Origin of the sequence: Blautia segnis (assembly GCF_014287535.1) — a bacterium.
In the GTDB taxonomy this organism is placed as follows: Bacteria; Bacillota; Clostridia; order Lachnospirales; family Lachnospiraceae; genus Blautia_A; species Blautia_A acetigignens.
Window position 1 is genome coordinate 64,797 of the sequence record NZ_JACOOT010000040.1, and the last position, 12,929, is coordinate 77,725.

Genomic DNA, 12,929 nt, shown 5'->3' on the forward strand with positions numbered 1-12,929 from the left:
GCCTCTGGTGTACGGAAGGTTTTTTTGCTATACTAATGCCACAGAAAGGAGAGGCAAATGGTTTTTAGTTCAATGCTTTTTCTGTGGATTTTTCTGCCGCTGGTGCTTGCGGCTTATTATCTTAGCCCGAGGAAAATCCGCAATGGGATTCTGGTGTTTTTCAGCCTGCTTTTTTATGCGTGGGGAGAACCTATTTATATTCTTCTCATGCTTTGTTCTGTTCTGGTTAATTTCATGGGCGGAATTTTTATGGAAGACCATAAGACCCATAGGAAGGGAATTCTATGGGGAACGGTTCTGATCAATCTTGGCCTTCTGGGATATTTTAAATACTTTAATTTCCTGGCAGAGATAATTGGCAAAATCCTGCCTGGCGGCCTTGGAAATCTCTCGATTCCCCAGGTGGCACTGCCTATTGGAATTTCCTTTTATACCTTCCAGGCGCTGTCTTATGTGATCGATGTTTACCGGGGAGAGGTAAAGGCACAGCGGAATTTCTGGTATATGCTTTTGTACATTTCCTTTTTCCCCCAGCTGATCGCAGGACCAATTGTAAAGTACCGGGATATTGCGCAGCAGATTCTGGAACGAAAGGAGACTGTGGAGAAATTTGCGGCAGGAGTCATGCGCTTTTGCTGGGGCCTTGGGAAAAAGGTTCTTCTGGCAAATGCTTTCGCGGAAGTGGTGGATGATATTTTTCAGTACGGACCGGAAGCCGTGTCAAGAAAGGCCTTGTGGCTTGGGGCAGTTCTCTATATGCTGCAGATCTATTACGATTTTTCAGGCTATTCCGATATGGCAGTCGGCCTTGGGAAAATGTTCGGCTTCCAGTTTCAGGAGAACTTTGATTATCCCTACGTGTCCGGCTCTGTGAAAGAATTCTGGAGACGGTGGCATATTTCCCTGTCCTCCTGGTTCCGGGATTATGTGTACATTCCCCTTGGCGGGAACAGGAAAGGAGCGCTTTGCACCTACCGAAACCTTCTGATCGTGTTTTTCCTTACCGGAATGTGGCATGGCGCAGGAACCGGATTTATTCTCTGGGGACTTTATCACGGACTGTTTCTGATCCTGGAACGGGTGTGGCTGGGGAAAAAGCTGGAGAAGCTGCCTGGCTTTGTTGGCTGGGGATATACCATGATCGTGGTGTTCTTGGGCTGGATCCTTTTCCGTGCGGAGGACTTCGGACTGTTTTGTTCTTATGTGAAGAACCTGTTTGTGTCCCATGGAGGAATGATTCTGACCTCCGCATATCTGGACAAAAAGCTGCTGTTTCTGTTGATCATGGGAATTCTGTTCGCGGGATTTGTTCAGAAGGTGTATGGGCTTTTGCGGGAAAAAATGCCGGGGAAATTTCCGGAGAATGGCGTGGTCACAGTGCCAAGAATCGTGGCATCTATAGCGATTTTGTGGCTTTGTGTGATGGCGTTAGTGAACAACAGCTACAATCCGTTTATTTATTTCAGATTTTGACAGGAAGAATATGAGAAAACAAAAAGTTTTGATTTGGTTATTTGCAGGAAGTCTGATACTGCCCAATGTGATTTTCGGAGCTTTTTCCGATAAATTTAATACGCAGAATAATGAGAACAGGGAACTGGCGGCGTTTCCGGAGGTCAGTCTGTCTTCTCTTGGGGAATTTCCAGAGGCCTTTGAGGAATTTTATAAGGATCATCTTCCCTTCAAAAATGCGCTGGTGAGTCTGAATAATTATATGGATACCAGCCTTTTTCGGAATACGAAGATTGGAGATGTGGTGATTGGAAAGGATAACTGGCTTTTTTACCTGCCTTCTAAGGACGGGGAAAACGCAATGGCTGATTATCAGAAGACCAATTTGTATACCGAGGAAAAAAGCAGGGAAATTGCGGCTGGAATTGCCAAGGTGCAAGACTGGCTCTACGGGTATGGCGTGGAGACATTCCATTATTATGTAGCGCCGAACAAGGAGACTGTTTATACCCAGTACATGCCGGATAAGCCGGAGATCATCGGTGAGGGGGATTCCAGAATGGAAAGCTTCGCCAGGTATATGGCTGAAAATTCCGATGTGGAATTTGAGTATCTTTATGATTATCTTGATGGATATTCCGAACAGTATCAGCTGTTCCGCAAATATGATACCCATATGAATAATCTGGGCGGCTATATCACCAGTGAAAAGATTACCCGGGATCTGACAGGAGAATCCCTGCCAATTGAGAAGATTGTGATAGAAAAAGGGGAGAAGCCCTGTCGCGGGGACCTGTCCCGGATGATCGGCAGATATGAGGAACTGGATGATGACAGGGAATATGGGCTCAGTGATTTTCACGATGGACTTCACTATAAGGTGAAAAAAGAAGAAAGTGAAGGCGGGGAGGAGACGCTGAAGGTCTTTTCTTCTAATTCGTCTAATGAGAGAACCATTCTTGTGATTGGGGATTCCTTCCGGCTCCGTCTGGAGAAATTCCTTCCGTATCGTTATCAGAATGCGGTGTTTGTGCGCATCGATGATTTTACCCCGGAGCTTCTGGAAGAGTACAAGCCGGATGATGTGGTGGTGATCACGGTGGAGCGGGATCAGAGATATATGGAAAACTTGGGTGAGTACATTTGCGAGAAATAAGAGAAATATAAGGGCAAAATAGTTTTTTTCTCAATAGCGAGAAAATGCAGATTACAAAAATAAATTTGAATACTGTTAATCTGTTGACATTAAATATGCCAGATGATATTCTAATAACAACTCAATTATCTGACATAATCAACTAAATGTCAATGTATCTCAGAAGATTCGGGCTACTGTTCACTGGTAATATTCCGCGAAGCGTGTTACTGGGCACGGTGTGAACAGTAACAGATTCTGACTTAAGGAGGAAAGTATGAAGAAGAGAAAGATTACAGCCATTATATTAGCATCTCTTATGGGAATCAGTGCAGTACCTGCGACCGCATGGGCAGCAGATTCCTACAAGGAAACGGAGAAAGCCGCATTTGCCAAAGCAATCCAGGAAATGGGCGCAGATTATGCACAGGATCTTGCACAGATCGGCGATGGCGCAGTGAAAGGAAATGCAGAGATCAAGCTGAGTCTGGATGACGGTGGAAAAGCAATCCTTGGAATGCTCACCCCTGTGGATATCTCCTGGCTTGAAGATGCATCTATGGACACTAAGGTGAACTTAAATGAGGGTACCATGATCGAAACCATGGATGTGAAGGTAAATGGCACGAAGATCTGTACCATCGAGTACTATTTTGATACAGAGAATTCTGAAGTTTATATGAGAATTCCGGAGCTGAATGAAGGCTATATCAAAATGAACATGGAGCAGATGACCCAGGAAGCAGAAGCTGAAATGGAAGAGGAAGGAATGGATTCTTCGTTCTCCACAAGCATGGATCTGGCAGATGCTATGAACAGCTATTTTTCTACTTTGGATAATCTGCCGGAGGCGGATGCTCTGACTTCCATCCTTACCAGATATTCTGACATTATTTTTGACAATATGACAGACGGAGAGAATCCGGGGACACAGAGTTCTGCAGCAGGTGATGTCAGCCAAGAACTGACAGTACTGGAAGGCCATGTGACACAGGCAGAGGCTCAGCCAATGTTCCAGCAGATTCTGGACACTGCCAAGACGGATGAGGAATTGAAGGGACTGATTGAGAGCTGGACAGAAGCTATGAACGATCCGGAATATTCCTATGATACATTCCTGCAGGCAATCGAGGATCTGGAGAAGGATCTGGACGGAGAAATTGATGAGAGCGATACATCCGGCTTTGTGTTAAGAGCATGGGTGGATGACAATGGAGAAGTGGTAGGACGCGAGGTGCTTGCTGATGACGGTGAGCAGGAAGAGAGTCTTTTCAGCTATCTGTGCACAACTGACGGCGACCAGAGAGGATTTTCCTTTACTATGGGTTCCGATGAGGACAGTGTGGGACTTTACGGAAGCGGAACCTTAAGCGGTGATGTTTTAAGCGGAACTTATACCTTTACTTCCGGCGGAGAGGATGCAGCCGTGATTGAGGTTGCAGATTATGACACCAAGGCTGTTGAGAACGGCATCTGGAAAGGTACCTACACCATTTCCGGAGCACCGATCGAAGATGAGGACGGCAATTCCTATGATCCATTTGGCGGAATGCAGCTGATCTTTACAACTGACGGCAAAGATGAAAATAATATGGAGTGGAACCTTACACTTGCAGCAAACGGCGTTTCTCTTGGCGCATTATCTATTACAGGCGGCAATGAGGGCGAAGATCTGGAAGCTGTTGATTTTGCTTCTCTCACAGATGTTTATGACTTCAGTAATGACGCAGATGTGGAGAAATTCGGTGAGGATGTTAACATGGATACCATCACAGCGAATCTTACTAGCGCCGGAATGCCGGACGGCTGGCTGGAAAGTGTAATGGAAGCTGCATCTGGAAGCGGTGCAGAGGAGATTACAGAGTATGACGATCAGACTGATATGGCTGGAGATACCTTGGATGACAGCGAGACTCCTGCAGCATAAGTAATCATAAATGAAAGAAATTTAAAGACAGCCCCGAAACAGATTCATATTCTGTTCCGGGGCTGATTATATTAGGTTATGAAGAATCAGAACTAAGCCTGGAATCGAAAATCGAAGCTTGGACATATTTTGGACATACCTATCGAATGTTACGAAAATATTACAAGAACAGTGTTTCCACTAATCCCGCAAACCCTTATAAATACACAGAGAAATACCCGGTAGGGGAGCTACCGGGTATTTCGAGGGGAGTATAAATAATTAAATAAGGGGTTATGTAAAAAAAATTTTTGAAGGGTAAATTCTTTTTACAAGAGCAATTATAATATAAACTGGAAAAAAAAGCAATATCATTTTGATGAATATTCTTGTTGGTTTTGGGGAGAATATACAAAGTAATCCGATAACATTCAACAGGAGGAATACACAAATGGCTAAAAATTACGAATCTGAAAACAAGAACAGCAAGAATTCAACAAACAGAGCTTACGAAAGTGAGACAAATTCTCAGGACTGCAAAAACACTTACACAAAAAACAGCAGCAAAAATAAGAACCGCAATTCTTACGAGTCCGAGGAAGATACCACTTCCAAATACTAAAAGAATCTGCTGTCTGTAAAAAGCAGCACAAATAAAAGCGAAAAGGCAGAATCATACTGCCTGAAAAACAAAAGCTTGGTGAAGCCCAATAGGGCGGATCAGAAGAAAGGCACAGGACATTTGGGATTCTGTGTCTTTTTTCTGCATAATTTATCAGCCTCCATAGGAAAGTGGAAAATTTGTTCCCAACCAGAAAAATCAGCATATACTGGTTAAAAAGGGGATCTGTCATGTTTCCCGTTGAGCCGATTTCTGCCAAAATGCTGGATTACTATGTTGGGCGAAGAGATGCCTTTCTCATAGATTTAAGGAGCAGGGAAGAATACCGCACCGGACATATGAAAGGTGCCGTAAATCTGCCCTATGAGGAATTCGAGGAAATGTCAGAATACGATTTTCCCAGGGGAAAGATCCTGGTGCTGTACTGCGACCGGGGAGGGGCAAGCCTTCTGGCGGCAAGAGTGCTGGCAAGAAATGGCTATGAGACCCGAACTGTGATCGGCGGCATGAATGCATACAGGGGAAGAAATCTGGTCTGTGATATAAAGTATGAGGATTCTATGTGATGTGCGTATTCTCTTGTAATTTTTCTTCCGGCATGATAAGGTAAAGAGGAAAAATGTTTCCTGCATTGGATATGCGAAAGGCCAGGAACATTTTACAGTTTAAAAACAGAGGAGAAATGAAATCTATGAAATATATGTTTGCATCAGACATCCATGGCTCTGCATATTACTGCAGGAAAATGCTGGATGCTTTCGAAAAAGAGGGGGCAGAGCGCCTGGTTCTGCTGGGCGATCTGCTTTATCACGGCCCGCGCAACGACCTTCCAAAGGAATATGCCCCCAAGCAGGTAATTCCAATGCTGAATGCCATGAAGGACAAGATCTATGCAGTAAGAGGAAACTGTGAGGCAGAAGTGGACCAGATGGTTCTGGATTTCCCGGTAATGGCAGATTACTGCATCCTTGCCATTGATGGAAAGACATTTTATGCCACCCACGGACATGTTTACAACCAGAATAATCTGCCGCCTTTATGCCAGGGAGACATCCTGATCCACGGACATACCCATGTACTGAAGGCCGAGCAGATGGACGGCTATATTCTCCTGAATCCAGGTTCCGTCTCCATTCCAAAGGAAGGAAATCCGCCTACATATGCAGTGCTTGAGGATGGCATTTTTTCCATTAAGGATTTCCAGGGAAATATTGTAAAAAGCGTTGTACTTTAAGAAGGGAAAATACGGTAAATGAGTACGGAAAAATTTGAACTGATCGCACCCTGCCATTTTGGCCTGGAAGCGGTTTTGAAACGGGAAATACTGGATCTTGGCTATGAGATCAGCAAGGTAGAGGATGGCAAGGTTACTTTTCTGGCAGATGCCCAGGGAATTGCAGACGCCAATGTTTTCCTGCGAACTACAGAGCGCATTCTTCTGAAGGTTGCAGAGGTGAAGGCAGAGACCTTTGACGAGCTGTTTGAGGCAACCAAGGCTCTTCCATGGGAGCGCTACATTCCCCAGGACGGCAAGTTCTGGGTGGCAAAGGCCAACTCTGTAAAGAGCAAGCTGTTCAGCCCCTCTGACATTCAGTCCATTATGAAAAAAGCCATTGTAGAGCGTCTGAAGGGCGTTTATAACGTATCCTGGTTTCCAGAGGACGGGGCAAGCTTTCCCATCCGCGTGGCATTTATGAAGGATGTGGCAACCATCGGCATTGATACCTCAGGCGTATCCCTTCACAAGAGAGGATACCGCCAGATGACAGTTAAAGCGCCGATTACCGAGACGCTTGCCAGCGCCCTGATCATGCTTACCCCGTGGAAAAAAGACCGCAGCCTTGTGGATCCTTTCTGCGGAAGCGGTACTTTTCCCATTGAAGCTGCCATGATGGCTGCTGATATGGCGCCGGGCATGAACCGTTCCTTCCTGGCTGAGGACTGGAAGCACGTTGTGCCAAGAAGATGCTGGTATAACGCTGTAGAAGAGGCGCAGGATCGTGTAAACTTAAAAATTGAAACCGATATCCAGGGCTATGACATTGACGCAGAAGCTCTCAAAGCAGCCCGTGCCAATGCTAAGATGGCAGGGGTAGACAGCCTGATCCATTTCCAGCAGCGTCCGGTAAAAGAGTTTCATCATCCCAAGCCATACGGATTTATTATCACCAATCCCCCATACGGCGAGCGTCTTGAGGAAAAAGCAGCCCTGCCCCAGCTTTACAGTGAGATCGGTGAGAGCTATCGCGGCCTTGATAAGTGGTCCATGTATCTGATTACCTCTTATGACAAAGCAGAGAGCGACATTGGCCGGAAAGCGGATAAGAACCGTAAGATCTACAACGGAATGCTGAAAACATATTTCTACCAGTTCCTTGGACCAAAGCCCCCGAAGCGCAGCCAGTCCCAGGAAAAGAAAGAAGGCACCATAGAATGAAAAAGATTATTTTTGCAACAGGAAATGCAGATAAGATGAAAGAAATCCGTGAGATTTTAAGTGATCTGGATGCGGAAATTCTGTCCATGAAAGAAGCAGGAATCCAGGCGGACATTGTAGAGGACGGCAAAACCTTCGAGGAAAATGCTGTGATCAAAGCTACCGCTATCAGCAAGCTGACAGGCGAGATCGTGCTGGCGGATGATTCCGGGCTGGAAATCGATTATCTGAATAAGGAACCAGGCGTTTATTCTGCTCGATATATGGGAGAGCACACAGATTACCATACGAAGAATGCCAGCCTGATCAAGAGACTGGAAGGGGTTCCGGATGAGAAGCGTACCGCACGTTTTGTCTGTGCCATTGCAGCTGCTTTTCCGGATGGAAGAGTGGAGACGGTAAGAGGAACCATGGAAGGCAGAATCGGCTATGAGGAAAAAGGAGAAAACGGCTTTGGCTATGATCCTATCTTTTTCCTGCCGGAATATGGCTGTACTTCTGCGGAACTGTCAATGGAAGAGAAGAATAAGATCAGCCACAGAGGAAAAGCTCTGCAGGCAATAAAGGAAGAACTGCGATGAAAATACTGATTGTCAGCGATACCCACGGAAGAGACGAGAAGCTGGAAGCTGCGGTCGCAGTGGAGCAGCCCTTTGATTATCTGATCCATTGCGGCGATGTGGAGGGAAGAGAGTTTTTTATTGAAGCTCTAGCAGAATGTCCCTGCACCATTGTAGCCGGGAATAATGATTTTTTCAGCGACCTTCCAAGAGAGGATGAGATTGTTCTGGAAGGGCATAAGATCATGGTAACTCATGGACACAATTACGGTGTTTCCATGGACCTTTACGGAATTTCAGAGGAGGTGGCAGCCAGAGAATGCGAGATGGTATGCTTCGGGCACACACATAAGCCGGTAATCGAGAAGAAAAATGGCGTACTGGTAATCAATCCCGGCAGCCTTTCTTTTCCAAGGCAGGAGGGCCGTCAGCCAAGCTATGCAGTGATGGAATTGCACGAAGGAGAAGAACCGGAAGTGGAGATCCGGTTTTTATAATAAAAAAACAGAGCGCACCTGATGTGATGTCGGGTGCGCTCTATGTATTCCAGCCTTTGTTTTTCTGCTCCTGGCGAAGCTGGCTGAACTGGTACTGACGGAAGGTGAGGGCAAGCTCTTTGGCCTTACGGATCCGCAGGGGAAAACGGGAGCCGTCTGTCATAATGCAGCTGTTGTTTTCCATATTAAAAATGTAATCCATGTTCAAGATCAGGCCTTTGTTGATCACCAGAAAGCGGCAGTCCTCGCCTGTAAGCTTCAGAAATTCCGAGGCTGTCATGCGGGTGCGTACAAGGTTGCCGTCCTTCAGATGGATATCCAGATAATGGGCATCTGTGGCGGCAGACTGGATGTCCGACAAAAAGACCGGAATATTCTGTCTGTTGCTGTTCACTTCAATATAGCGTGAGTTTCCAGGGAGAAGTTTCTGTGCATCCAGGAGTACCTGGAAAACTCTGCTTCTGGTAATTGGCTTCAAAATATAATCAAAGGCATGGCAGGAAAAAGCATCCGGCATAAAATCACTGCTGGATGTGAGGAAAACAAGAAGAGAATTGTCGTTTCCCTCACGGAGCTTTTGGGCTGTTTCAATGCCATTTCCATTTTTCATAAAAATGTCAAGAAAAATAATTGAATAAAAACCGGGCTGCCAGCTTTTCAAAAAATCTTCGCTGCTGGAAAAACGGAAAATCTCTGGCTGGATGGTGTGCTGCGCTGCAAATTCAAGGCAGAGCTTTTGCATTTCGTCCAGATAAATCCTTTCATCGTCCACAAGGGCAATCTTCATGTCGTTCACATCCTTTGCATTCCCATCCTGTTATTCCCAACCAGTGTAGCACACTCTGCGCTTTTTTGCCAGAAAAAAGACGTTCCTGCCAGATGTATTGTGGAGATCTGGAACAGGACTTATAATGAAAAAAATGAAAGCAGTTCTGATAAAACGGACATGTCACCAGTGTGGACATTACCATATATGAAAAGCAGGAGGAGACGGTATGAAGAGAAAATGCGCAGTAAAAACAGCGGGTTCCCTTTTATTAGCCGGGGCACTGGCATTTGCACCACAGGGGTCTTTCCTTGGAAATATGCAGGGAATAAAGGCAGTACAGGCCGAGGAAACGGATGACTGGGCCATCTACTGGTACCTGTGCGGCAGTGATCTGGAAAGCAATTATGGAAGTGCTACAGAGGATCTTAGTGAGCTGATGGAAGCAGAACCTCCGGAAAATGTGAAAATTGTTATAGAAACAGGCGGAAGCAGCCAGTGGCAAAATGAGACGGTGGAAGCGGATTATCTGGAACGGTATGTGTACAGCAGTGAAGGCTTTGAGTGTGTGCAGCAGCTGGATTCGGCCAATATGGGAGAGAGCAGCACGCTGGCAGACTTCCTGGAATTTTGCAGGGACAATTATCCGGCAGAGCATACGGCAGTGATTTTCTGGAATCACGGAGGCGGAAGTGCTGGCGGCGTGGCTTTTGATGAGCTGTATGGCTATGATTCCCTTTCCCTGGCAGAAATTTATGACGCCTTTGATTCGGTTTATGAATTGTCTGAGGAAAATCCTCCCCTGGAACTGGTGGGATTTGATGCCTGTCTGATGGCGACTGTGGATACCGCCAATGCTTTTTCCGATATTGCCCGCTATATGGTGGCAAGCGAGGAAACAGAGCCGGGAAACGGCTGGTATTACACAGGATGGGTCCAGGCCCTTGCAGATAATCCGCAGATGGACGGGGCAGAGCTTGGAACTGTGATCTGCGATACCTATATGGAAGGCTGTGAGATGTACGGCACAGAGGACGAGACTACTCTTTCCGTGGTGGATCTTGGCAAGATCGGTGCAGTGCTTACTGCATATGATAATATGGGAAAAGAGGCGCTTTCCTACGCCTGTGAGGATCCGTCCTTCTTTTCCTGCTTCGGGCGAAATGCGGAATATGCGGAGAACTACGGCGGCAACACAAAGGACACTGGATATACCAATATGGTAGATTTGAGGGACCTGGCGGAAAATAACCGGGATATTCTTACGGATACCTGTGAGGATGTGATCGCGGCGCTGGAAGACTGTGTGGTTTATAAGGTAAACGGCTCTTACAGGCAGCAGGCGGGAGGCTTGTCCTGTTATTATTCCTATGATGGAAACCTGTCGGATTTCAATATTTATTCGGAAATTGGTGCCAGCGAATCCTTTAAATATCTTTACGGCTATGCGCTTAGCGGCAGTCTCAGTGAAGCGGGACAGCAGTATGTGGAAGAAATGGGATATGATGAGGTACCAGAGATTGCTACCCTGGAAACGGCTGAAGATTCCGATTATCCGGTTTACGTCAATGATGACGGCTACGGCGTAATGGAGCTTTCCATGGATACGGTGAATATGCTGAAGGGCGTTTACTGCCAGCTGGCTTATTTTGATGAGGAAGAGGATATTCTTCTGTACCTTGGACGGGACAATGACATTAATATGGACTGGGAGAACGGCGTGTTTACCGATAATTTCCGGGGCGTGTGGGGTGCAATAGACGGTTATCTGGTGTATATGGATATTATTTATGAAGGCGAGGACTATAACCTGTACAGCGTGCCGATCCTTCTGAATGGCGAGGAATATCAGCTTCATGTGGTATATGATTACAATGAGGAGGATTTCCAGATCCTTGGAGCAAGAAAAGGGCTGGATGACAATGGAATGTCCGACCGTAATCTGGTGAAGTTAAAACCAGGAGATGAGATTACCACCCTTCACTATGGCGGAACCCTTTCCGGCGATGATGAACTGGAACTGGTGGAGGTAGATACCTTCACCGTTACAGAGGACACCGCTTTTGGCGAGGAAGATCTGGGAGATGGAACCTTTGCCATGATGTTTGAGCTTGTGGACGCAAGAAATGAAAGTGCCACTTCGGATGTGATTCTGTTTACTGTAGAAGACGGGGAGATTCAGGCTGAGGCGTAGAAGCAGTAATGATCAGGACTACTGAACAGCTAAAAAATGCTTATGTGATAAGCATGGTTTGCAGTGGTGGGTGTACAGATATTTCATGGAAAATAAAAACAGGAGGATTTTATTTATGAAGAGAAAAGTTGTATTAGGAATGGCAGTATTTATGACGGCAATAATGGTTCCGGCACAGGCATTTGCGGCAAAGCCTACAGGAGGCGGAGATTATCTGTCCGGTACTCAGGAAGCTGTGGAAAGCGGCGACCTGGATGTAGACGAAGCAATAGCGACCATGATGGAAGGCTTTGAGGATGTTTATTACGGCACTTACAATGAAAAAGAGGGCACGGATATTCTGATGGCATTTGATTTTGAGAATGCAAACGGACTGGTGGCGATCATTAACACAGAGAAATCAGAACTGGTCTGGGCATGTATGGGCGTTCTCGGGGAGGATGAAGAGTCGGAAGGCACCTATATGGTTTATGAGGAAGCAAATGACATGAAATTTACATTTACTTTCGAGGATGAAACAGAGACAGACATGACCATTGGCGTTGAGGGCGGTACCCTGACTCTGGAACGGCAGGAAACAGATCTGCTTGCCTCATTCTTTGAGACCATGCTTACCGGCGGATTTGCCCAGACGGAAGATGGAGCGGAATAAAAAATTCGGAAAAGTTTTTTGAAGAAATTTTAGGAAAAATAGGAAAAACGAGGTCCAAAAAGGGGAAAATGGAGGCGGCAGAAATGCCGCCAGCCCTTATTTTATGCGGGTTTCCGGGAGTTGTTCTATTTTTTGAAAAAAATATAAAAAAATGTAAAAAAAGGTGTTGACAAATGGAAGACCATATAATATAATAACTCTTGCCTTGAGCGAGAGAAAACAAATTCTTGAGAGATCGAGGAATGACAACTTCATAGAAATGATGTTGTAAACATCGGGGTGTGGCTCAGTTTGGCTAGAGCGCCTGGTTTGGGACCAGGAGGCCGCAAGTTCGAATCTTGTCACCCCGACTGCTGTAACAACATTACCGTTTCAGCGTAAATGCGGGTGTAGTTCAATGGTAGAACACTAGCCTTCCAAGCTAGATACGTGGGTTCGATTCCCATCACCCGCTTCTCTGATGAAGAGAGCATGTGTCAGTAGCTCAGCTGGATAGAGCAACGGCCTTCTAAGCCGTGGGTCGGGGGTTCGAATCCCTTCTGACACGCTGTGGTGGATATAGCGCAGTTGGTTAGCGCGCCAGATTGTGGCTCTGGAGGCCCAGGGTTCGAATCCCTGTATCCACCCTTTGCCTTTGGGCTATCGCCAAGCGGTAAGGCACAGCACTTTGACTGCTGCATTCGCTGGTTCGAATCCAGCTAGCCCAGT

General features: G+C 46.1%; 12 protein-coding genes and 5 tRNA genes. 16 read left to right on the forward strand and 1 reads right to left on the reverse strand.

Annotation, left to right across the window (positions count from 1 at the left end; translation table 11 throughout):
• Positions 1 to 57: 57 nt before the first annotated feature.
• From H8S54_RS17505 to H8S54_RS17545, 9 genes are all read left to right on the forward strand, one after another.
• Positions 58 to 1,473, forward strand: coding sequence for an MBOAT family O-acyltransferase (locus H8S54_RS17505; protein WP_186901924.1), 1,416 nt, complete (start codon positions 58 to 60; stop codon positions 1,471 to 1,473).
• A gap of 10 nt (positions 1,474 to 1,483) precedes the next feature.
• Positions 1,484 to 2,608, forward strand: a complete 1,125-nt coding sequence (locus tag H8S54_RS17510) for an alginate O-acetyltransferase AlgX-related protein (RefSeq protein ID WP_117853130.1) — start codon at positions 1,484 to 1,486, stop codon at positions 2,606 to 2,608.
• A 256-nt stretch (positions 2,609 to 2,864) separates the two neighbouring features.
• Positions 2,865 to 4,514 carry a hypothetical protein gene (locus tag H8S54_RS17515; protein ID WP_186901925.1) on the forward strand — a complete coding sequence of 550 codons (1,650 nt, stop codon included), beginning with the start codon at positions 2,865 to 2,867 and terminating at the stop codon, positions 4,512 to 4,514.
• A gap of 430 nt (positions 4,515 to 4,944) precedes the next feature.
• The gene (locus H8S54_RS17520; RefSeq protein WP_021926376.1) at positions 4,945 to 5,115 is read left to right on the forward strand and encodes a hypothetical protein; all 171 of its coding nucleotides are present in this window, start codon (positions 4,945 to 4,947) and stop codon (positions 5,113 to 5,115) included.
• 230 nt (positions 5,116 to 5,345) lie between these two features.
• Positions 5,346 to 5,681, forward strand: coding sequence for a rhodanese-like domain-containing protein (locus H8S54_RS17525; RefSeq protein ID WP_117853135.1), 336 nt, complete (start codon positions 5,346 to 5,348; stop codon positions 5,679 to 5,681).
• Between the two features lie 125 nt (positions 5,682 to 5,806).
• Entirely contained in the window at positions 5,807 to 6,349 is a 543-nt protein-coding gene (gene yfcE / locus H8S54_RS17530) for a phosphodiesterase (protein ID WP_186901926.1), read from the forward strand.
• An 18-nt stretch (positions 6,350 to 6,367) separates the two neighbouring features.
• A complete protein-coding gene (locus H8S54_RS17535) occupies positions 6,368 to 7,552 on the forward strand; it encodes a THUMP domain-containing class I SAM-dependent RNA methyltransferase (protein ID WP_186901927.1) in 1,185 nt (394 codons plus the stop codon).
• Positions 7,549 to 8,133, forward strand: coding sequence for an XTP/dITP diphosphatase (locus tag H8S54_RS17540; RefSeq protein ID WP_186901928.1), 585 nt, complete (start codon positions 7,549 to 7,551; stop codon positions 8,131 to 8,133). The genes H8S54_RS17535 and H8S54_RS17540 overlap by 4 nt, the downstream gene beginning before the upstream one ends.
• Positions 8,130 to 8,609: a metallophosphoesterase family protein gene (locus tag H8S54_RS17545; RefSeq protein ID WP_186901929.1), complete on the forward strand. Its 480-nt coding sequence runs from the start codon at positions 8,130 to 8,132 to the stop codon at positions 8,607 to 8,609. The genes H8S54_RS17540 and H8S54_RS17545 overlap by 4 nt, the downstream gene beginning before the upstream one ends.
• Before the next feature lie 40 nt (positions 8,610 to 8,649).
• Here H8S54_RS17545 and H8S54_RS17550 read toward each other — a convergent pair whose 3' ends face one another.
• Positions 8,650 to 9,396, reverse strand: coding sequence for a LytR/AlgR family response regulator transcription factor (locus H8S54_RS17550; RefSeq protein WP_186901930.1), 747 nt, complete (start codon positions 9,394 to 9,396; stop codon positions 8,650 to 8,652).
• A gap of 208 nt (positions 9,397 to 9,604) precedes the next feature.
• Here H8S54_RS17550 and H8S54_RS17555 point away from each other — a divergent pair, with 208 nt between their 5' ends.
• The 7 genes from H8S54_RS17555 to H8S54_RS17585 all read left to right on the forward strand — a co-directional run bounded on the left by H8S54_RS17555 (position 9,605) and on the right by H8S54_RS17585 (position 12,928).
• On the forward strand, positions 9,605 to 11,569 hold the full coding sequence (locus tag H8S54_RS17555) for a clostripain-related cysteine peptidase (protein WP_186901931.1): 1,965 nt from the start codon (positions 9,605 to 9,607) through the stop codon (positions 11,567 to 11,569).
• A gap of 115 nt (positions 11,570 to 11,684) precedes the next feature.
• Positions 11,685 to 12,221: a hypothetical protein gene (locus H8S54_RS17560; protein ID WP_186901932.1), complete on the forward strand. Its 537-nt coding sequence runs from the start codon at positions 11,685 to 11,687 to the stop codon at positions 12,219 to 12,221.
• Between the two features lie 275 nt (positions 12,222 to 12,496).
• A tRNA-Pro gene (locus H8S54_RS17565) sits at positions 12,497 to 12,571 on the forward strand.
• A 33-nt stretch (positions 12,572 to 12,604) separates the two neighbouring features.
• Positions 12,605 to 12,675 (forward strand) — tRNA-Gly (locus H8S54_RS17570).
• Between the two features lie 19 nt (positions 12,676 to 12,694).
• Positions 12,695 to 12,768: transfer RNA gene (locus H8S54_RS17575), tRNA-Arg, on the forward strand.
• A gap of 5 nt (positions 12,769 to 12,773) precedes the next feature.
• Positions 12,774 to 12,847 (forward strand) — tRNA-His (locus H8S54_RS17580).
• Between the two features lie 9 nt (positions 12,848 to 12,856).
• Positions 12,857 to 12,928, forward strand: a tRNA-Gln gene (locus H8S54_RS17585).
• The last annotated feature ends 1 nt before the right edge of the window (position 12,929 follow it).